Consider the following 21,750-nt stretch of genomic DNA (forward strand, 5'->3'; position numbering starts at 1 on the left):
TTAACTGTGAAAAGACAATCTATGCTTAAGAATAGATTTGCTATTAATAGTGGCAACTAATAAATAAATCTGTTTTAAAAGAAACCGATTTTATTTAACGAATTTTCCATTTAGGTGTATAGTTAACCTGTAAGCATATTTATCCAGTTTTTTTCACACACGATGAGAAACTGAATGAATCATATGAAAGAAGGCAAACATAATGGAAAAACAAGAAAAAATCCAAATCTTAAAAGACATCGTCGCAATCAAGTCAGTTAATGGCAATGAAAAAGAAGTCGCTGAGTATTTAAGCAAGCTATTCAAAAAACATGGCATCGACTCAAGCTTTTTAGAATATGACAAAGACCGTGACAACTTAATTGTTGAGATCGGCAATAAAAATAATGAAAAAGTCTTAGCGTTTTCAGGACATATGGATGTGGTTTCAGCAGGGAATGAAGCTGACTGGACCTCAGATCCGTTCAAACCTGAAATTCGTGATGGCAAGATGTATGGTCGTGGCACATGTGATATGAAGAGTGGCTTAGCTGCTATGGCAATTGCTATGATCGAGTTAAAAGAAGAAAAAGCAGACTTCAATGGACGTTTACGTTTAATCGCCACAGTAGGTGAAGAAGTCGGTGAATTAGGAGCAGAACAATTAACCAAAGAAGGCTACGTCGATGATGTGACTTCAATGGTGATTGGTGAACCTTCCGGCTACGCTGGTATCGTTTATGCCCACAAAGGATCAATCAATTTTAAAGTAGCCAGTCAAGGTAAAAATGCCCACAGCTCAATGCCTCAACTAGGTGTAAATGCGATCGATCATCTAAATGATTTCTATTCAAGAGCGAACCAATTATTCCGTAGTGAAGTTCATACAGATGAAGTCTTAGGCGATTTTATCTATAATGTAACGATGATTTCCGGTGGGGAACAAATCAACAGTATCCCAAGTGAAGCCAGTCTTCAAGGAAATATCAGAACGATTCCTGGTTATGATAATGACGTTGTTATTAAAAAAATGAATGAACTGATCGATGAGCTGAACCAAAAAGATACGTATCATTTAACCTTGAGTATCGAAGCCAATAAAATTTCAGTGAAAAGCGAAAAAGATTCTGATATCGCAAAAATCGCCCAACAAGTAGCGAAAAAACAAGTCGATGTTGATATCCCAATGGTTGGGGTGTCTGGCACAACCGATGCCGCTGAATTTACCAAAGGCAAAAAAGTCTTTCCTGTAATTATTTTTGGTCCAGGTAATGAAACGCCTCACCAAGTGGACGAATATGTAGATGTAAATAACTATCTTGAAATGGTCGATATTTACAAAGAGATGGCGACGACTTATTTGGATTAAAGTTTATTTGGAGATATAAAGATAAAAATGTTAAAAAGTGCCTTGCTCTGTGTATTTCACAGAAGAGGCACTTTTTATTTAATAAAATCAATCATCTATTAGTGATAATTCAGAAAAAGGGAAACTGCGATCATATTATTTAAAAAAATTCTTCACCTTATCCAACATACCGCCAATATCTGCTTTGGAAATGAGGTCTTTTACCTTATCGTATTGATCGCCAAGTTCATCTTTGTGATCTTCAATATATTGAGTAGCTTTCTCAATATTACCTTCTCCAACCAGTTCTTTTACTTTTTTTACAATATCCTCTACATTCATCATTATCTACACCCTTCTTCTATAAATTAAGCAACCTAGCCAAAAAGGCGGTTCATTGCCCTTGTGTAGTGTTAGAGTAGCACGGAATAGTGTCTTTTTCCAAATATATGTATTGGATCTGCTGGTACTTCAAATATCAGAAAAACGAATTGTAACTATTCAAAATCACTATTGTTTTTTCTAAAATAAAAGCCCTATAATAAGTGTATAGTATAACAAGTAGGGAGAAGACAATGGTTACAGAAGTAAAAAAGAAGCGAGAACAATTGAATTTAACGCAACAGGAATTAGCGGATATGTTGTATGTAACGAGACAAAGTATTTCAAATTGGGAAAATGAAAAGAGTCATCCGAATAGTGATATTTTGAAGCAGTTAAATAATCTTCAGATGAGCGATAAAAAATAAGAATGATTGTTGAAAAAGAGAAAAAACAAACAGCTGTTTATCTTGTGGTAGTAAAAAAATGGTTGGGTGTTTCTGAAGTGATAAACAGCTATTTGAAATTCTCAGGTTCTGCAGCCCTGTGAATTTTTTTGACTTAATGACCCAGCTTCCGCCAGACGGATCGTTAAGCATACGGATGTAGCAGAAGCCAATCGTTACATCGCACCATTCAATCGGGTAAACTAAAAAATACTTATTGATTCGTTTCTGATTCGTGTCCCTTTGTACGCATATTGACTTGGCTGCCTGTTTAGATCAAATGATGAACGTATGGTAGTGATCGATTCTAGTAACATCCGCTCGCAAGCACCAATTGGTAGAATGCCAATACGAAAATATCGTATTGAAAAAGGAGAGAGGTGCTTGCTATTTATAAAAAGAGCGAAAAAAATACGGCATTAGCTACCAACTAATACCGTGCAAAAGTGCAACAAATAACCACCAACTACTTCAAATTCCCAAGACCTGTAAAAAAACACTAGTATTTCTTACAAAAATTGAGTAAAATGAAAGAGTCGATATGAAAATATTGACTAGGGCAACTTATATTATTAGTTTGTGCTGATAATATGAGGCTCTGTATTCGGGTGACCGCCCTTATGCAGAGTGCCTTTTTATTTTGTTTTTCGCTCTAATTACCTGATTTTAAACACAAAAAAATGATATTAGTCAGCTACTAATACCATGAAGCGTTCGTTAAATAACCATTCACTGTCGTTATTGAGTAAGCAGAAAAGAATGGAAATCAGTTCTTGCTTTTAGTACAATAAAGGTAGTCAATAAGCAATTATTGGCGAGGCAACTTGTATTATTAGTTTGTGCTGATAATACAGGGCTCTGTTTAGAAGATGACCGTCTTCTGACAGGGCGCCTTTTTTTATTTTATGTTGTAAATTTATTCTAACTTAAAGAGGTTGGAATAGTCAATAAAATAGAGTAAAAGAATTCAAATAGTCAAAAAAAGGTGGAAAAAAGGACAAGATTGACAAAAGAAGTGGAATTTTTTGAGTTTTTCTTGTGTTGGAGATTGAATGTAGATACCTATTAAAAACGTACAAAAAAATGTATAATTTACAATAAAAAAGAAGAGAAACTCTTTAAGTGTGATATACTAATTGGTGTAGAAAAGCTATGACGGTGGCTACTTCCGAAGGGTGGTGGTGCTTATGAAAGTAAGTACTGAAATCAACGAAAGGAGAAAGCCTTTTGTCCGCATTAGATACAATTCAATTGATTATAAGTTTTGGTATGTTTACCATTGCTTTGATTAAGTTGATTGTAGATATGCTTAAAAACGACAAAAAAAAGTAACCGCTCATATCTTTGGCGAGATAACGGTTACTAATTTATAATTAAAACTTGCTACCGTCTTAAACGGTTCTACACAAGAGGGATATGCTAAGACATATCTCTCTTTTCATTATTATTGTACATGAAAAGAATATAAAAGTACATTAAAACAGTGAAAAATCATCTATTATAAACGCTAAAGTAACGAAAGCAACAGATAACTGAGTGCTTGCTTCAATCTTCAATAAAAATAGATTTGTCTTTCTGCTCTGCTCTTATCTTATTTCATAAATTTCACATTTTGAACGAATGCTTCTAACTCTTCTCTACGCTCAATATTATGGTTACATTTCTCACTGTCATAGCAAATATAATTCCCACGCTTGGTGTACATACCATCACCAGATTCTTTCACCTTAGACAGAAACATCGCAACTTCTGACGTTTCATGACAAATCGGGCAAATGCCTTTTTGAGTCGTAGGAGCAATCGTTCCGGAAACGCCGACTAGCTGTCCATCGATTGAAGCGATAATAAATTTTTGTTGTTTTCCACTATCATTCCAACTGTAAAAGGTATAATCTCTCAAATCCATTGTTTCCCACTCGGGAATTTTCAATTTCTTGGTCTTTTTAAAGAGCTTTGTCAGCTGTTGTTTTGAAGGCGGATCAAACGGAATAACCGTTTCTTTTAATTCTTCCAAATAGTGTTCCAGTCTAGGCTTAGAAGTCGCAGCTTCTAAAAATCCTTCTAATAAAGGCTGTAACTGTTCTTTATCTGCACCAAACTGTTCATTGATTTTCTCAAGAACGATTGCTTGCAGTGTTTTGATTGTATTTTTATCATTTACAGATAAATGAGCTTGTAGCAAAATATTGGCTTGTTTTCTAATAAAATTAAATTGATATGGCTGTATTTGTTTTGTCATAATGGATTTCCTCTCTATCATTCAAGTGATAAAATTAAAAGCGAAGTGGGCTCGTTCAGTCTCGACAGAAAAATAGGAAAAATTGTATGAGACGCTTTTTGTCACATACAATTTTTATCTTTTTTCCGAGGGACTAGCCCGCGTAGCTAGATTGTGCATGGCATAACGATCGTTGACAGAAAGAGTTGATTCTCTTCGCTCTGTGTGCTAACATAATTTTCCTTTATTATAACGCAAACACTCAAAATTATAAATTGGTATAGCAAAAAAGCAATTGGTTCAGTTGAAAAACCGGAAAGAGTAAGCTAAACTAAAACATGGTGCTATTTTAAATTAAAAATAAACGATTGAAAATAAAACAAATCTTAGGAGTGAAGCAATTGGAAAACAGATATGTCATCATCCTGGCTGCTGGTAAAGGAACACGCATGAAATCGAAACTTTATAAAGTGTTACACCCTGTCGCTGGCAAACCGATGGTAGAACACATCATGGATCAAGTGGAAAAAACGAATCCAAGTGAAGTTGTGACGATCGTAGGTCATGGTGCAGAAGCAATCAAGAGCCATTTAGGTGAACGTAGCCAATATGCTTTACAAGCAGAACAATTAGGGACAGGACATGCGGTGTTACAAGCAGAATCGCACTTAGCTGGCAAACAAGGTACAACACTTGTCATTACAGGTGACACGCCGCTATTAACTGCTGAAACATTAGCGAACCTGTTTGATTATCATCAAGGAAAAAACGCGAGTGCGACGATTTTGACCGCTCATGCGGAAGATCCAACTGGATACGGTCGTATCATTCGTGATCATGTAGGGATCGTTGAAAAAATTGTGGAGCAAAAAGATGCGTCTGAACAAGAAGCTCGTGTGCAGGAAATCAATACTGGAACGTTTTGTTTTGATAATGAAGCCTTGTTTAATGCGTTGTCTAAAATCAATACCAACAATGCTCAAGGTGAATATTACTTAACAGATATCATTGAGATTCTTAAAAAAGAAGGCAAAACAGTGGCTGCCTACCAAATGGCTGATTTTGAAGAAGCGATGGGGATCAATGATCGTGTGGCTTTAGCAGAGGCGAATAAAATCATGCACCGCCGTTTGAATACAATGCATATGAGAAATGGTGTTTCATTCGTTGATTCTGATTCAACGTATATTGACGAAGGTGTCGTGATCGGTTCAGATACAGTGATTGAAGCCGGTGTCCATTTAAAAGGCAAGACAGTGATTGGCGATGACTGTTTTATCGGCGCAAATTCGGAAATCGTTGATAGCGTGATCGAGGATAACGTAAAAATCACACAATCAGTTGTCGAAGAAAGCATTATTCGCAAAAATGCAGATGTAGGGCCATTTGCCCATATCCGTCCAAAAGCTGAAATCGGTGAACGTGTCCATGTTGGAAACTTTGTGGAAATCAAGAATGCGACCGTGGCAGAAGATACCAAAGTGGGACATTTGACGTATGTTGGTGATGCAGACTTAGGTAAAAATATTAACGTTGGTTGTGGTGTAGTTTTCGTTAATTATGATGGAAAAGATAAACATCGCACAACAGTTGGTGATCACGCGTTTATTGGCTCATCAACAAGTTTGATCGCACCTGTGAACGTTGCAGCGAATTCTGTTATTGCGGCAGGCTCTACGATTACAGAGGATGTGGCAGAGTTTGATCTAGCGATTGCTCGGGCTAGACAAGTGAATAAAGAAGGTTATGGGAAGAACATGCCTTATATGAATAACGAGAAGTAAGCGAAAAAAGATGATTGCCAAATCCTTGGTAGTCATCTTTTTTTTATTTATGATAGTGAGTTGTAAAATTCATTCAGTGTACGCTGAATCGGAGAACCCAGAACTAGAGTTTTCTTCGCTATTTTTTCGCCGTTCCTTACGTTGGATCTTTTCTATTTCAGAAACAGTATAGGTTTTTCTATCCTTAAATTTATCATTTTTTCTTGAAAACTTACCATCCATGACATTGTTTCTTTCAAATTCTTTTTGATAAGGCATTATTGATGCTGAAAAATCATTTTCTTTATCATTATTAAAATAACCATAAAAGACTAGTGTTCCCATAGGATTTTTTTTAGTTTTAGTAAAAGTAAGAGAATCGATATTATAATTGTAATTAAAAAATAACTCGATTCGTTCTTTTTGTTTGTTCGTATAATTGTTATAGCTGTAGCGATTCAATCCTGCTATCCCTACTACCATTATTCCTATCGCAATCAAAAATTTATATCTAGTTTTCATAGTCAATGTGTCCTTTTTGTATCAGAATTATTCATAAGCATAACAAAAAGAGAGCCATTATCATGAGCAAAATTGATAAAGGCTATTTCATTATAGCTTCAGCAGATTATCCAGTTTGAACTGAAGTTGAAACTGGATAATCTGCTGTTCTAAAAAAAAATGAGTTGTTAAAATTCATTCAGTGTACTTTGATAAACCAGTTGAATCGGAGAACCAAGAACTAGAGTCAGTTAATTGATTTTCTCGGCGTTCCTTACGTTGGATCTTTTCTATTTCAGAAACAGAATATGTTTTTCCATTATCAAATTTCGCATTTTCGTTATCAAATACGCCATTAATGGCAATGTTCCCTTCAAACTCTTTTTGATAAGGCATTATTGATGCAGTAAAATTATTATCTTTATGATTATTAAAGTAACCATAAAAGACTAATGTTCCCATAGGATTTTTTTTAGTTTTAGTAAAGGTAAGAGAATCGATATTATAATTGTAATTAAAAAACAATTCGATGCGCACCTTTTGTTTTTCCATATAGTCTTTATAGCTGTAGTAATTCAATCCCATCACCCCAATTATTATTATTCCTATCCCAATTAAAAATTTATACCTAGTTTTCATAGTCAATGTGTCCTTTTTATGTCATAATTAAATACAAGTATAACATAAAGGATAACTATTATTAATGCCTAAGACTGATAAAGATTTTTTAGTTATAGCTTCAGAAACTTATCAAAACTACCCCATAGGTACAAAAATTAAGGGATCAGATAATAGACAATATGAAGTGGTAGAGGTTTTAAATAATCCTGATAAAAATGGAGCAGAAGGGATCGCTGTTGCGCCTATCGTTAACGGCAAACCCGATCTTTCCAATATCACGATTTCTTATAAAGGAACCAATCTGGCTGATATGGATGGTGACCTAAGTGCTGATGTCCAACAAGTCACCATGGGTCAAAAAGATAAATACCAAAATGTGCATGTTCCTGGGACGACTATACGTGTTCCGGTTGAAGTCAATAGTCAATTCGATACAGCATTAGCTTTTGCTGAACAAGTAAAAAATGATCCGCGCTTCAAAAATGCAACATTTGATTACACAGGACATAGTTTAGGTGCTGGTTTAGCTTCCTATGTTGCTGCTGAATTTGGAGAGTACGCTACAGTCTTTTCTGCTCCAAATATTTATCGATTACTGAGTGAAAAAGCAAAAAAATGGGTTGATGCTGGACATGCCACAGATAAAATTACAAATTACACTCATATGAATGATAGCGTTGGAAATTTTGATCAATTTGGCATGCCTTTAGTTGGAAAGAGAGTTCTCACGAAAAGTAATAAAGAGTTAGAAACGTTTATCATGAGTTTATTAACATTGGGCGGACACCCTACTGATACTTTCATGAACATGTTTAATGGTGATGGAAGTATCATGCGTTTATTTGCTCCAGCATTGCTTCGGGCAACCGCTGCACAATATGATGCTATGAAAAGTACGGCATTAGGTATAAAAAAAACAATTGAACAATATGAGTGGGATGAAGGAGAAGAAGTGATGGCTTTACAAAAACATATCCGCAGTGAAGCTAGTGGTGGAGCTTATTCTGAATTAGAAGATCATGAAATTCAAGATATTTTGAAGTCGGTCGCACCATACTCTAAAGGGGAGCAATACTATGCTCATAATCCAGAGGTAGTCAAAGAGTTAAAGGACAAGATGGTAACGATTGGAGATAATCTAGGCGAATTTGCCCATAGTTTACGCATGGCAGCTGTTAAAGCAGAAGCTGCAGATGAACAAATCGCAACGTCGTTTTAATGAAAGGGAGAAAAAAATGAATTTATTAGGGATGGATTTGACTGTTGGTGGAGAATCATATAGTGACGTTATTTCAAGTTTACAGCAAAAAATTACGTTTGAATCAAACTTAAAGGAACCAAATTCAGCTACAGTTACGCTATATAAAATTCAACTAGAACAATACCAAAAATTAGAGAAAAAAAGGGTACAAAAAATAGCACTACAAGCGAAATGTGTCAGTGTATTTAATCCTTTAAAAGAAGAAGCTGCTCAAATGCAAAATATAATAAAGACAGAGCAATTTGATCTAGGAAGTAGTGTTGAAACCTTTGTTCAAAATGCTCCAGATATGGTAAAAGGACAAGCTGGCAATGCGTTTTCTCATGAGGTATCAGTGATGAGAAATAGTGTCATTGAAGCAAGTGGTATGTGCGAAGCTGTTACATAGTAAAGTAGTCAAAAATAATTAAGATTTGAAAATTTACTTCATAAAAACAGAAAGATGGTCACCAATATTTGGCAACCATCTTTTTAGCTATCCAATGTTCCGTTTCCGATTATATTCATAAAAACCATAACCAGAAAGACCAATGATAAGTAAACCTAAACCACTATAAGCGACAATTGTTTCACCCATTTTCGGATAATCTGCTGTTTTTCCAACAGGTTTGGCTACTTTTATCTCATCTGGTTTCGTTGGATTTTTTGGATCTGGATTTGGTACAGGTTCGGGTTTGTTTTTCTTATTAAATTCAGCTTCTGAAATGGAGATGATTCGTTCGCCTGGAAAGGCTTCTTTGTATTGTGCGAGATCGATATTTATTGCGGCATTGTATAGACGAAGGTTTGTTCCTTGTTTTAGATGATCGATCAAGACGGTATCTAAAGAAGGGCCTTCTTCACGTTCGCCGCCTAGCATATCGTAACCATCGCCGCCAGCTGCTAAGAAGTCATTCGTAGCCATATAATATGTTGCTTTTTCATCAATTGGGGCAAATTTTCCAGTCGTGTGGTCTTGGACTTCAATTTGCAATACTCGTTCTCCAACAATGGTTTTATCTGTTCCATTGCCTTCGTCTGCTGGCAGTAAAGAACCTTTTTTAGTTGAATCATAATGTACACGAATCGTGCTAGAGACATGAAGGAAACCGCCATTTGCCCCAAGTTTTGGTTGATTGTAGTCATCTAATATGACTTTGCCAGTTTCGTCTTTTTGAGCCATTGAACGAAGGGATAGCTCAAACATATCTTTGACTTCGGCACCTGTAACGCTGATTTGAGAGATGCTGTTGCCAAATGGCATTACAGCAATGATATCACCTAACGTCACTTTGCCAGGTTCAATATTTGCTCGGATACCGCCACCATTTGTGACCGCGAAATCGGTTTTGTTTTTGAAGCCATGCTGTCCGTAAGTTAACATTGCATCGCCAATCAGATTGCCCAAATTCGTTTCTCTGGTTCGAATATTGTCGCGCTCACCGTTAAATTGATAAGGATTATTTTCAATCACAACTTCTGAGCCCCAGGCTTCAAAGTTCTTTTTAGCTTGATCAACTAACGCTTTAACAGCAGGATTTTCTTCTAGATCTGCTAATGTGTCTGCGGGTGTTAATGAAGCCGTTTTGATGTTGAGATCTGTCAAATCAACATCAACTAAACCGACGTTGTTTAGATAATTTCCAGTTTGTGTGTACATCACGTTGCCAAATTTTTTCCCGCCATCCACGGCTGTATGTGAATGACCATCCAAAACAGTAATATTCAAATCGGAAAATTCTTTACTTAGTGTTTCAGCCAACGTATCGCCACGCCATTCATGAGGGGTGGTTTCATCGATTCCTAAATGTCCCGTAACAACATAGGCAGTAACTGCTTCTCCTGAATTTTTGATTTTATTGATCGCCTTTTTCGTTTCAGCGATTGGATCGGCAAACGTTACATCTTTTACATTGTTTGGGTGAGTTTTAGTTGCTGTTTCAGGTGTTGTTACGCCGATAATAGCGTATTTTTTTCCATTTTTATCAACGATTGTGTAAGGTTCAAAGACCAATTCCCCATTTTTAAATGTGTTGTTGGATAAGATTGGGAAATTCAGTCTGTTCTTGTATTCCATGGCTGTTTCAAAACCAAAGTCAAATTCATGGTTACCGACGGCTATAGCATCGTAGCCCACTTCATTCATTACGTCTGCCATATCCATTCCTTTAGAGAAATTAGAAATCGGCAGACCTTGGAAGACATCGCCTGCGTCAATCAAAAGATCTGGTTGAACCAATTCTTTATAGGTTTTCAAACGAGCCATTCCTAAAACATCTTTCCCATTGCCTTCTAAACGTCCATGCACATCATTAGTATGCATGATGGTGAATGATTCGGGCGAAAAACCTGCATTGATCACCTCTTGTTTGGTGATCGGTTTGACATTTGGTGTTCGGCCATCTGCAGCAGGCTCTGTCTGCAATGTTCCGTCATTGACTAATTTAACAGCCAAATCACGCCAGTTTTTATTAAAATGATAGCCAATTACTTCCCAGTTATTCTCAATTTCAACTGTGGGGTCAAGAGTTTGTTTTTCACGAATATAATCTGCGATCAATCCGCGCAGTGTTTCTGGATCAGTTGATTTGATTGGTTCCCCCGTAACGATTCCCTGTGTTAGTAAACCTTCATAACGGTAATTATTCATAGCAATGGTATAGTTTGCTGTAAGATCGACTGGTTTGCCGTCAATCGTTGGATTGATAATCCGCTCACCATGTGGTTTAGAAATATCGATCTTATAAGAAATTCCTGAAAAAATGTCATAGTTATACACACGAATTTTTTCATTAAAGCTGATTGTTAAATCATCTGGGCTAGGTGTATTGTAGTAATCCGCCTGATTTTCCATGTATTTCAGTAGGTTTTCCCCAGTTATATTGACACTGACTAGTGTGTTAGGGTATTTATAAATATCAAAGATGTTTGAGTATGAGATATCTCCTGCATTCAACTTACTGTCCGCTTTAAAGAGCGCAGAAGCGGCTAGTTGAGCGCCTGTTGCTTTTCGTTGGACATTGTTGATCAGAGAAATCATCGCAGTCGGACGAAGTTGAGCTTCTGGGATTCCTTTCACTTCTTCAGCGGGTAAAAAGTTTCCAGTTGCTGTTCCGATTTTTTCAGAGATAAATTCTCTTGTTTTGTCATGGTATTCTTTCGTTTCAGCTTTTAATGCCTCATCTGCTGGTACCGTTTTGGTGCTTACAATAGCAGCATCACTGTTTTTGACTTGCCATTTGTCTCCTGCTTTTTCAATATCAAGCTCGATTTTGACCATCTCTGTTCCAGTATCTTTAGGTCCTGCTACTGGAACAAGTCCGTTTGGCCCTTGGATTTGTTCTGCGAAAGACCGGTGATCATGCCCTAAAATGTAGGCGTCGATACCTGGGACATAATTGATGACTTGATCGGCACTTGCAGCAGGGTCAGAATTTTGACGACCAGCGTGGATCGACGCGACGATGATATCCGTATCGTCTTTTAGCTCAGCAACAGCTTTTTCTGCTTCTTCTTTCAAGGGATTGAAATATAAGCTGTCTACTTTAGCCCCATCCCATAAAGGAATTTGCGGTGTTGTCAGACCGATGATACCGACAGTTAAATCTTTGCTGCCATCGCCGTCTAAATCAATATCTTTTTTAGTCGTTCCGCCAACAAAGCGACTTTTGGACTCTTTGACATAAGTGTTGGCTGATAAGATCGGAAACGCAGCTTCATTATCCAGTTTTTTGATTAAATCTAAGCCAAAATTGAATTCATGGTTCCCCAACACCATTGCATCATATTTCATGTAATTCATAGCTTTGATCATAGGATTCGGTCGACCGATCAAAGGTGTTTTGTTATAAAGATCATCTGTCAAGATTGTTCCTTGGTTCATATCTCCATTATCGATCAGAATGGTTCCATTCGGATTTTCTGAACGGATGTTTTGTACAACAGTACTGACTTGAGAAAGCCCGACAGGTGTTTGTTTATCATCTTCATAAGACCAGTCCCATAGCTGGCCGTGGACGTCGGATGTCCCTAAAATCGTTAATTTCTGGGCCTTTTTTGTGATACTCTTTTGCGTAGTTTCAGGATTTGATTGATTCTCAATTGCTAGGGCAGTTGTCGTCCCACTAGCACAGAAAATAATAGCAACCAATAGTTGTAAACTAAACCACCTTTTGCGTAACAATGACTTCTTCACTTAAAAACCTCCTATTTTAATCCGCTTTCATTTTGGTGTATCACCTAAATGGTAATCTATATCATTTGTTTTGTCACCATGAAATGTAGGGATTTTATATTATAATGTTAAAAAAATCCATTTATTAATTTAAAACTATATTTTGTCATATAAAAAGACCTCCAAAAGTTAGATTTTGAGTCTAATTTTTGGAGGTAGGTTGATCAAGTTTTGAAGCTCCTGATTTTTTCTTGACTCTTTTTTTAAATTTATTCTCGTATTATATTGTCACCATCGATTAAGATTGCTTGTTTATTTGAGATTGGAATCAGCTTTAAATCAGTATCGTAGTTTGTAATGATGTTCTCCACTACTTCTTTGAAGGGAAAGCTGGCATAATGGGGTACTGGTGAAATATCAACTAAATTTAGCGATTGGAAAGACTCAAGTTCTGGTGCCTTTTTGACATCATCCATGGCTTTGATATATTCAATATTAGGTGAGGCAACTACGGCTCCAGCTGATTCGCCGATATAAATTTTCCCGTCGGCTACTTGTTGTTGGATCAATATATCAGCGCCAGATTTCTTTAATTCTTGTAATAGAAAAAAAGTATTTCCGCCTGTCACATAAATGACATCGTTGGATTCAAGTTTTTGTCTTATTTCGGTGGGTGTTGCTTGAGAGATCTCTAGTTCATCGATCACCATACCCAATGTTGCAAAGCTTTTTATCGCAGCTTCAACAAAGAAAGTTTGTTTTTCTGGTAGACTAGCTGTTGGAATAAATGTAACAGTTTTTCCTTTTAGGTCTTTTTTCATAAATGATTGAAATTGTTCTGAAACATCCTTAAAAGATGAAGCTAAAAATATTTTTTTCATTTGAACACTCCTTAATTTAAAACCTGAATGAGCTAGTTAGTTCTGGCAGATAATAAGGAAATTTGAATGTGACATTTATAGTTACACGCAGTGCTCTTTTTCCCAAGAAATTAGCTCAGCAGGTTAGATAGTTTAACTTTAACATTTCGGTGTGCCAACAGTATGTCAACAATTAAAAAGAAAAAATAGTTTATAAACTATTTTTTTCGATCGTTTCTGGTCTATTTTTATTAGAAAATCGTATTAATTTAGAGGAATGCCTCAAAATCACTTGATTTATTTTGAAAAAGTGACTACTATTTATAAGGAAACTATTGTTCAGTAAAAGAAAGTGGAGGTCCTCATGTCAAAACATTATTTTGATCCTAGATTGAAAATCTTTTCTCTTAACTCGAATCGTCCATTAGCGGAAAAAATCGCTGCAGCTGTCGGTGTCGAATTAGGAAAATCTTCTGTCACTCAATTCAGTGATGGTGAAATTCAAGTAAATATTGAAGAAAGTATTCGTGGCTCTCACGTTTATATCATCCAATCAACAAGTAGTCCAGTTAACGATAATTTAATGGAATTGTTGATCATGATCGATGCGTTAAAACGTGCTAGTGCAAAAACAATCAACGTTGTAATGCCTTATTATGGTTATGCACGTCAAGATCGTAAAGCACGTGCCCGTGAACCGATCACAGCGAAACTTGTAGCAAATATGCTTGAAAAAGCAGGAGCAACTAGAATGTTGACATTAGATTTACATGCCGTTCAAATTCAAGGATTCTTCGATATTCCAGTGGATCACTTGATGGGCGCTCCATTGATCGCAGATTACTTCATGGAACACGGCATTCAAGGCGATGATGTTGTGGTTGTATCTCCTGACCATGGTGGTGTGACACGTGCCCGTAAACTTGCGGAATACTTGAAATCACCGATCGCAATCATCGACAAACGCCGTCCAAAAGCGAATGTCGCTGAAGTAATGAACATTATTGGACATGTAGAAGGCAAAATTTGTGTCTTGATCGATGACATGATCGACACAGCTGGGACAATTTCACTCGCTGCCAATGCGTTACAAGAAGCTGGCGCAAAAGAAGTGTATGCTTCATGTACACACCCAGTTTTATCAGGACCTGCTTTACAACGTATTGAAGATTCTGCTATCAAACGTTTAGTTGTAACAGATTCTATCTATCTTTCTGATGATCGTAAAATCGACAAAATCGATGAAATCAGTGTTGGTGAATTAATTGGTGATGCCATTAAACGTATCCATGAAAACAAACCAGTTAGTCCGTTGTTTGAAACAAAACGCCGTTAACATTAATCAATAAAAGTCGACAGACATTATTTTTCTGTATGTAAAAATGCAGAAGAATGATGTTTGTCGGCTTTTATTGCGTAAAATATCAAATTCGTTTTATATCGCAATGTTGTTATACAGTGCGTTTGATTTTTCATTTACTAATGTACACTTGTTAAGCGATACGTTGATTTTTACGGCAGTTTTTATGGTTACAGATTATACAACTTTATCTACATTCAATTCCAATTAATCCTTCTCCAAAGCCGCCATCTGTTCCCCATACAATTTTCCATCATACATTTTGAAAAATGGATAATAACAAACAATCGAAACAGCTAAGTTAATAAAAGCAATCAGCACCGCTCTAAAATCACCGCCAGTTCCCAGAAACGCCCCGATTCCCACAGGCGAAATCCAAGGAATCCCAGTAATTACTTTATTCACCAATCCAAGAGAAGAAGCAAAATAAGCAATCGTGACATTGATCAAAGGCGTCACAATAAACGGGATGATCAAATAAGGATTATAAACGATCGGTGCCCCGAAAATCACCGGCTCATTGATATTAAACAAGCCTGGCAGCACTGCCGCTTTACCCAGTACTTTTAACTGATCGGATTTTGCTGCGAAAATCATCAACAAAACCAATCCAAGCGTACTACCAGCACCACCGATAAAGATATACATATTCACAAAATCTCCAGCGAAAATATTTGATCCGCCATCAATATTCTCTGTTAATGCCACCAATAAAATCGGGTTGATAAAACTATTCTTGATCACAGCCGTTCCATGAACTCCAACGGCCCAAAGTAGATGGATCAATAACATAATTACAATAATTCCCAACCAAGAACCGGTCAAATCTTTAACAAACTCAAATGGTTTTGATAACAATCCATGTAAATCAGTATGGAACACAGCTAAAATCGTATTGATAAATAACATCACAAACGCAATAAAAATAGCAGGAATCAATGAAGCAAAAGCTTTACTTACACCATCAGGAACGCCTTCTGGCATCCGAATCGTAATATTTTTTTTCACACACCAACGATAAATCTGAGTAGAAATAACGGCTGTGATGATCCCAATAAAAATCCCAACGCCACTAAAACGAGTGACCCAACCGCCAAGTGCGACCCCATTATAAACAATCGATGTTTCACTTTCCGATTGTATCAGCTGAGCACCGCCATTGACGATATCTGTTTGTACAATCGTCATTAAAAAGGCAAACAATCCTAAAATTGCTCCAACAAAACTACTCAGTCCGTCACTTTCTTCTTTCCGATAAATATCCGTCAAATAATAAGCAGTCGCCAAACAGTAAAAAATCGCAATCGAGCCGATCGACATGGTGGTAGCCACACTATAAATCGGTGCGAATTTCAAAATCGTATTCTCAAAAAACGGTGCTAGCGGCGGAATGATTTGCGGCAAATTATTGATGATCAGAAAAATCGATCCGACGATCGTAAACGGCACCGTAATGATCCCAGCTTGCATGATCGCTCGAATAAAGCGCAAGTTTGCAACTTTATTCAAAGGCGGCATTAGTTTCGTTTCCAAAAATGTAAATACTTTATTCATTTTTTTCTCCTTTCCTTATGAGGGCAGTTGATTTGTTTCGATCAATGTTTGATACCAGTAAAAACTGTCTTTTTTATAGCGAGTAAGTTCTTTTTTATCGTGTTCTGTGCGATCGACATAAATAAAACCATAGCGCTTGCTGATGCCTTCGTGAACACTGATTAGATCGATCGCTGACCATGGACTGTAACCAATCAAGTCAACGCCAGCTTCGATGGCCTGTAGACATTGCTCGATATGTTGTTCCAAGTAGCTGATTCGGTACGGATCGTGAATCTTGCCGTCAGCTGTTAGTTCATCTTTTGCCCCTAAACCATTCTCGGTAATAATGATCGGCAAGTGATAGCGATCATACAGTGTCTGCAACGTGGTTTTTAAGCCGTCTGGATCGATGGTCCAATTGAATTCATTTTTCTTCAAATAAGGATTGGTAAAGCCTTTATAAAAGCCCCATTCCATGATATCTTCACTTTGCTGATCGCTGATACCGTTTGCCATACCGTCTTTTTCAGTTGGTTTTTCTACAGTGACAGTGGTGTAAAAATTCATGGCAACAAAATCTGGGAAGTTATTTTCCATCAATTCTTGATCTTCAGCGGCATATTCAATCGTGATATTATTACGGTTTAAATAGTCTTTGAAGACCGCGTTATAACGACCGAAACAAGAAAAATCTAGATAAGCCCAGTTACGAACGCTGTTAAAATAAAGCGCGGCTTGATTGTCCATTGGTTTGCTAGTTGCTGGATAGACAAGAGAAATATTCGGTACAGGACCAATTTGTCCGCCTTCGATTAATTCATGGCACCGTTTGAAGGCATATTTTTCAGCGATCATTAGGTGATGGAATTGTTGGTATTTTTCTTGTAATGGGATCTCTTTACCTAGAATTTTTTTATCGACTAAAAGCATGATGTTTGGCTCATTGATCGTTAGCCAATGCTTTACGCGGTCACCGTATGCATCAAATAAGGTCTCAGCATAAATTTTGAAGGCATCTACGGTACTGCGAACGCTCCAACCGCCTTCATCTTCTAACGCTTGAGGTAAGTCAAAGTGATTTAATGTAATATACGGTTGAATATCGTATTTTAATAACTCGTCAATGACGTCGCTATAATGTTGCAATCCTTTTTGATTGATTTCACCACGTCCATTTGGAAAAATGCGTGTCCAAGCAATTGAGAAACGGAAAACCTTGATGCCCATCTCAGCTAACAAGCGAATATCCTCTTTATAGTGATGATAGTGATCCACAGCCACAGTAAAATCTGCGATGTCATGATTATCTCTTTGGCGTGTGTCTTGCACACTTAAGCCTTTACCGTCGCTTTGATAAGCGCCTTCTGTTTGATGGGCGGAAATGGACGCGCCCCATAGAAAATTTTCTGGAAATGTATGTGTCATAGTTTTCTCCAATCAATAGTTTTTTTGTGAAGCGTTTTCTTTGGCTTTAGAATAAGTGATTACTTGGGTAAATTCAATACAATCAAAAGAACTGTTCATGAAAGAATTTTTATGAACAGTTCAAAAGGTGTGGATACAAGAAAACGAACTCTTTCAGTATACCTTTTTTATTCAGTTAACACTTCAATGGAGATTCCTTGTGCTTGATAGCTGTTCAAAATAGTTGGTGTGATTAATGAGTCTGTATATAAAGTATCGAATAACGCTGTTTTATCGATCATAAATGAGCTGATCGACTCTAAATAAGCGGAAGGTGTATAGACAATTTTACGCCCATTGGTATGTTGAATCATGGTTCGATAAATGAACGATTCATTTAGTGTCTTGGTGGTTACTTCATGAGTATTAAAGCCAGCCGCTTCAATGATGCAAAGGTCAGCTTCCACTTTATTAAACGAATGAGTAGCAAAATCTCCAACCAGTGCGTTAGTATTTTTTTCTAATTCACCGCCGCTGATCGAAATCAATGCTTTTTTCTCAGTGTGATCGATAGAAATGGCAGAAACATCGTTAGTCAAAATAGTCAGGTCAAAAAAAGATAATGCATAAATCAATTCATTAGAAAAATGTCCGGAACCAATAAACAGCTGTGCTCCAGGCACTAAAAATGGTTTGATTTTCTCAATAAAGGCAGCTAGTGGAAAGACCGCTCCTTCTTGTTTGATGGAGTGGTTCAATTCATCATTAGGAAGCAGTCTGACCCCACCGTAAAACCGTTCGATCATCTTTTTCTTTTCTAAAAAGAGCAAGTCTCGTCTAATTGTTACAGCAGAAACGTTAAAAAATATTGCAAGCTCATTAACAGTTAAACGTTCGCTGTGTTTTAAATGCTCAATCAAATTTTCCCTACGTCTAAATACATCTCCTTGACTGGTTTTCATTTTTTCCTCCTAGTTGAACGTTCTCTTTTTTCGCAGAACTCGAATCTTTAGATTTTGGCAATTGATGAGATTGAAGTAGAGCGTAGCGATCGCCTGTATCGCTAGATAAAGTGCCATCATTTTTTAATTATTCATAGTATAGACAATTTTCTGTCAAAAAGACAGCTTGTTTCAATGGAGATTTGATGCTATATTTTGTTAAACAAAGCACAAGAGGTCAGGAGGGGACTGTTGATGGGAGAATCCAAGCAATTTCCATTTCATCTATCCTTGATGAAAGTTAGCTATGCACCACCGCAAATGAGTGATTATTTAACTCTTTTTCTAATGCTTAGCGGCAGCATGGTCGTTACGGTCGGGGAAAAAGAATATCAATTAAATTCAGATGATATCTTAGTTATTAATCCACGCCAGCAATATCAAGTAAAGAGTTCGGATAAAAACTTATTATTATCTTTGCGTATTTCAAGAACACCGCTCACTCCGCATTTTAAAGAGAACTGGTTGCCGTATATTGATTGTTCATCAACAGAAGCCGACATACCTGAGGGAGAAAAATTTCAACAACTACGAGAAGCCTTGGTTCATTTAATGGCTGCATACTTTAAGCAAAATGAAGAGACAGAATTGGCTATGTATCAGCATTTATTTACCGTGTTAAAACAATTAGTCAAGGAATTCAAAAAAGAAATGGTGCCTGCGCCGTGTGTTACGACAGAACTTGCAGATGATCGGATGAATCAGTTATTGGAAGAAATTCAAAAGAATTATGATCAGCCGATTTCATTAGAATCGTTGGCTGAAAAGAGTGGAATCTCCTATTATCATTTATCGCGTTCGTTTAAAAAACAAGTTGGGCTCAATTTTACGGAGTATCTAAATCAAATCCGCTTGATGCATGCAGCGGAAAGTTTGGTGCTAACCTCACAATCTGTGATCAAGGTCGCTTTGAATAATGGTTTTTCAAATGCAAAAAATTTTCATCAAGTCTTTAAAAAACAGTATGGGTTGACACCAGCAAGTTTTCGTAAAAAATATTCTGTGACGACAAATCAGTTGAAACAGACGACAGAAAATGCCGACTATCAGGAAATAACTGGAGCAGCAGCCTTACAAGAGCTGGCAAAATATTTAGTGGAAAAAGATATCGAAGATGAAAATGCTGCGCTTGAGCAGCGCTTAGAGTTAGTTTTACCTTCGGCGCCACAACCAAATTATCACAGCAGTAAAAAAATCATAAAAATCGGTCCTGCTGGAGAAGGTTTAGCGAATGGTGTACAGCGTGAATTGTGTATTTTACAAAAGGATTTGAGCTTTGATTTAGTTCAATTTGAAGGTTTTTGCGAAGAAACAAATTTTGAAAATGATATTTTGATGGTATCTGAGTATATTTTAAACAATCAATGGTTCGATTTTTTAGTGAAAATCCAGCTGAAGCCGATGATCCAGCTTTATTTACCTGAGGAGTATACTGAAAAGGAAGAAGTTCAGTTATGGTGTGATAAGCAATTGAAAATCATTCGTCATTTCGTGAATCGCTATGGCCGAGAGGAAGTAAATCAGTGGTACCTTCAATGGTCATTTCCTAAAGTAAGTGGGCTCTGGAATGATGGTAGTCGCTGGGGCTATCATTATTTTTATCGTAAGCTGAAACAGTTAGTTCCTGGCTGTAAAGTAGGCTTGATGTCATTGCGTTCGTTAGATGAAACAGAATACGAGCAATATCAGGCCTTTATTTATGAGCAGGGAACACAGCGCTGTCTCCCAGAATTTATTAGTTTCCATGCGGATCCGTATGCAACAGCAGTGATCAAAGAGGAACATGCGTTGCGTTTTAAAAAATACCAACAAGCTATTTTAAGTAGAGTAAAGTCGGTCATCACCGCGCATCAAATAGAAAAAAATGCCTTTTTTTCGGATTGGACACCAGAGTTATTTTTAACCGATTGGAATACATTAGTGGGGGAAGGAAATACTTTTTCTGGAACGTTTTTCCGTTCTGCACTGATTTTGGAATCGATTGTTGAATTGTCAAAAGAAGTGACGGGAATTGCCTTTTGGCTGAACATCAAGGTAAAGGAACGACAGACGCATACAAGAGAAGACAGTAGTTTATCTGTGTTTCTTTATGAGGAGCTGAGGCGACCGCTATTCTTTTCACTACGATTTTTAAACCATCTAAAAGGTGAGCTAGTTGCTAGTGGAGATGGCTATATTTTGACACGAAATCAAGGACAGTATCAGCTGTTACTTTATAATTCTAGCTATCTAGATCCATTGTATTCAGTTGATACATTTCAAGTTCAGTATCAGACAAAAAAAGTCAGGATTCATTTAAGCGGGCTCCCTGTGGGCCATTATTTGATTCGGGAATATGTCTTGGATAAAGATCATGGTGGGATTTATAATGATTGGATCAGAGTTGGGGGGCAAGCAGAGTTGGATCATGAGTTGCAGAAATATTTGGAGCAAAAGATCGTTCCTAAGTTTGAGCTGAAAAAAGAGCGAATCGATTCCTTTGGCTATGAATTGGAAGCGACCTTGACGTTAAATGCGTGTCAGTTGTATTTGTTTCAGCCTTTGTATTGAGGAAAAGAGGCATCTGAAAAATGAGTCTCAGCATTGATTTAATATTAGGATCTTAAAAATAATATGACTATTGAGGAGTGATAACTTTGAAAATATTTGATAAAATCTCAGATTTTTTTGATGATCGCAGACGAGTAAAGCATCAACGGATTAGAGAAAAAAACGATCAGCTACGGGCACAAGGGAAGACTCCACTTAAAAAAGGCTGGGGAACAATGGTAAATACTGGATCTGGTGGTATTAATCAAGACCCCACCACAAGAGTCTACGATGTTGCCCAACAACAAAAAAATATCTCTGAAGAACATGACATTAAAGAACGTCGCTCAGGTGAGGTCAAAAGGAAATAAACAAATTGAATTAGCATTCAGAAAAGCAAAAAAGACTACTACTTTTTTGCTTTTTTTATTTATTTTTCTCCATGATCA

At 36.9% G+C, this 21,750-nt stretch carries 19 protein-coding genes; 10 read left to right on the forward strand and 9 right to left on the reverse strand.

Translation table 11 applies throughout. The features are described from left to right. Nucleotides 1-202 precede the first annotated feature (202 nt). Nucleotides 203-1,348, forward strand: coding sequence for an ArgE/DapE family deacylase (locus tag RV15_RS05705; protein WP_071877095.1), 1,146 nt, complete (start codon nucleotides 203-205; stop codon nucleotides 1,346-1,348). Nucleotides 1,349-1,483: 135 nt separating this feature from the next. Here the strand turns inward: RV15_RS05705 and RV15_RS05710 are convergent, their stop codons facing one another. Beyond that, the gene (locus tag RV15_RS05710; RefSeq protein ID WP_425429263.1) at nucleotides 1,484-1,672 is read right to left on the reverse strand and encodes a hypothetical protein; all 189 of its coding nucleotides are present in this window, start codon (nucleotides 1,670-1,672) and stop codon (nucleotides 1,484-1,486) included. A 230-nt stretch (nucleotides 1,673-1,902) separates the two neighbouring features. Here RV15_RS05710 and RV15_RS05715 point away from each other — a divergent pair, with 230 nt between their 5' ends. Both RV15_RS05715 and RV15_RS05720 read left to right on the forward strand, forming a co-directional pair. Further along, complete coding sequence (locus RV15_RS05715; RefSeq protein WP_071877096.1) at nucleotides 1,903-2,076, forward strand: helix-turn-helix transcriptional regulator; 174 nt, start codon at nucleotides 1,903-1,905, stop codon at nucleotides 2,074-2,076. A gap of 1,218 nt (nucleotides 2,077-3,294) precedes the next feature. Then, nucleotides 3,295-3,426 (forward strand): putative holin-like toxin, encoded by a 132-nt coding sequence (locus RV15_RS05720; protein WP_071877097.1) that lies wholly within the window; start codon nucleotides 3,295-3,297, stop codon nucleotides 3,424-3,426. Between the two features lie 259 nt (nucleotides 3,427-3,685). Here the strand turns inward: RV15_RS05720 and RV15_RS05725 are convergent, their stop codons facing one another. Further along, nucleotides 3,686-4,333 carry a FusB/FusC family EF-G-binding protein gene (locus tag RV15_RS05725; RefSeq protein WP_071877098.1) on the reverse strand — a complete coding sequence of 216 codons (648 nt, stop codon included), beginning with the start codon at nucleotides 4,331-4,333 and terminating at the stop codon, nucleotides 3,686-3,688. 380 nt (nucleotides 4,334-4,713) lie between these two features. Between RV15_RS05725 and glmU the strand changes: the two genes are divergently transcribed. Beyond that, nucleotides 4,714-6,096, forward strand: coding sequence for a bifunctional UDP-N-acetylglucosamine diphosphorylase/glucosamine-1-phosphate N-acetyltransferase GlmU (gene glmU, locus RV15_RS05730; protein ID WP_071877099.1), 1,383 nt, complete (start codon nucleotides 4,714-4,716; stop codon nucleotides 6,094-6,096). A 69-nt stretch (nucleotides 6,097-6,165) separates the two neighbouring features. On the opposite strand, the gene RV15_RS05735 is transcribed toward glmU, so the two are convergent. Both RV15_RS05735 and RV15_RS05740 read right to left on the reverse strand, forming a co-directional pair. Then, nucleotides 6,166-6,597: a DUF1433 domain-containing protein gene (locus RV15_RS05735; RefSeq protein ID WP_083429116.1), complete on the reverse strand. Its 432-nt coding sequence runs from the start codon at nucleotides 6,595-6,597 to the stop codon at nucleotides 6,166-6,168. 174 nt (nucleotides 6,598-6,771) lie between these two features. Continuing rightward, nucleotides 6,772-7,155, reverse strand: coding sequence for a DUF1433 domain-containing protein (locus tag RV15_RS05740; protein WP_167364080.1), 384 nt, complete (start codon nucleotides 7,153-7,155; stop codon nucleotides 6,772-6,774). Between the two features lie 124 nt (nucleotides 7,156-7,279). On the opposite strand from RV15_RS05740, the gene RV15_RS05745 reads away from it, so the two are divergent. After that, nucleotides 7,280-8,416 carry a Tle-like phospholipase domain-containing protein gene (locus tag RV15_RS05745; RefSeq protein ID WP_071877101.1) on the forward strand — a complete coding sequence of 379 codons (1,137 nt, stop codon included), beginning with the start codon at nucleotides 7,280-7,282 and terminating at the stop codon, nucleotides 8,414-8,416. A gap of 16 nt (nucleotides 8,417-8,432) precedes the next feature. Then, nucleotides 8,433-8,846, forward strand: coding sequence for a hypothetical protein (locus tag RV15_RS05750; RefSeq protein WP_071877102.1), 414 nt, complete (start codon nucleotides 8,433-8,435; stop codon nucleotides 8,844-8,846). 87 nt (nucleotides 8,847-8,933) lie between these two features. Here the strand turns inward: RV15_RS05750 and RV15_RS05755 are convergent, their stop codons facing one another. Continuing rightward, entirely contained in the window at nucleotides 8,934-12,632 is a 3,699-nt protein-coding gene (locus RV15_RS05755) for a 5'-nucleotidase C-terminal domain-containing protein (RefSeq protein WP_071877103.1), read from the reverse strand. Between the two features lie 248 nt (nucleotides 12,633-12,880). Continuing rightward, on the reverse strand, nucleotides 12,881-13,492 hold the full coding sequence (locus RV15_RS05760; RefSeq protein WP_071877104.1) for a peptidase E: 612 nt from the start codon (nucleotides 13,490-13,492) through the stop codon (nucleotides 12,881-12,883). A 343-nt stretch (nucleotides 13,493-13,835) separates the two neighbouring features. Between RV15_RS05760 and RV15_RS05765 the strand changes: the two genes are divergently transcribed. Together RV15_RS05765 and RV15_RS18855 are read left to right on the forward strand one after the other, a co-directional pair. Further along, the gene (locus tag RV15_RS05765; protein WP_025870362.1) at nucleotides 13,836-14,807 is read left to right on the forward strand and encodes a ribose-phosphate diphosphokinase; all 972 of its coding nucleotides are present in this window, start codon (nucleotides 13,836-13,838) and stop codon (nucleotides 14,805-14,807) included. Nucleotides 14,808-14,853: 46 nt separating this feature from the next. Next, a complete protein-coding gene (locus tag RV15_RS18855; protein ID WP_217265802.1) occupies nucleotides 14,854-15,042 on the forward strand; it encodes an RnfABCDGE type electron transport complex subunit D in 189 nt (62 codons plus the stop codon). Here the strand turns inward: RV15_RS18855 and celB are convergent. From celB to RV15_RS05780, 3 genes are all read right to left on the reverse strand, one after another. After that, nucleotides 15,039-16,385: a PTS cellobiose transporter subunit IIC gene (gene celB, locus RV15_RS05770; RefSeq protein WP_071877105.1), complete on the reverse strand. Its 1,347-nt coding sequence runs from the start codon at nucleotides 16,383-16,385 to the stop codon at nucleotides 15,039-15,041. The genes RV15_RS18855 and celB overlap by 4 nt on opposite strands. 15 nt (nucleotides 16,386-16,400) lie before the next feature. After that, nucleotides 16,401-17,792 carry a glycoside hydrolase family 1 protein gene (locus RV15_RS05775; protein WP_071877106.1) on the reverse strand — a complete coding sequence of 464 codons (1,392 nt, stop codon included), beginning with the start codon at nucleotides 17,790-17,792 and terminating at the stop codon, nucleotides 16,401-16,403. 167 nt (nucleotides 17,793-17,959) lie between these two features. Further along, the gene (locus RV15_RS05780) at nucleotides 17,960-18,733 is read right to left on the reverse strand and encodes a DeoR/GlpR family DNA-binding transcription regulator (RefSeq protein ID WP_071877107.1); all 774 of its coding nucleotides are present in this window, start codon (nucleotides 18,731-18,733) and stop codon (nucleotides 17,960-17,962) included. Between the two features lie 234 nt (nucleotides 18,734-18,967). Between RV15_RS05780 and RV15_RS05785 the strand changes: the two genes are divergently transcribed. Then, entirely contained in the window at nucleotides 18,968-21,322 is a 2,355-nt protein-coding gene (locus RV15_RS05785) for a helix-turn-helix domain-containing protein (RefSeq protein ID WP_071877108.1), read from the forward strand. An 86-nt stretch (nucleotides 21,323-21,408) separates the two neighbouring features. Next, complete coding sequence (locus tag RV15_RS05790; RefSeq protein ID WP_071877109.1) at nucleotides 21,409-21,672, forward strand: hypothetical protein; 264 nt, start codon at nucleotides 21,409-21,411, stop codon at nucleotides 21,670-21,672. Nucleotides 21,673-21,750 lie beyond the last annotated feature (78 nt).

This window comes from Enterococcus silesiacus, assembly GCF_001886225.1.
In the GTDB taxonomy this organism is placed as follows: domain Bacteria; phylum Bacillota; class Bacilli; order Lactobacillales; family Enterococcaceae; genus Enterococcus_L; species Enterococcus_L silesiacus.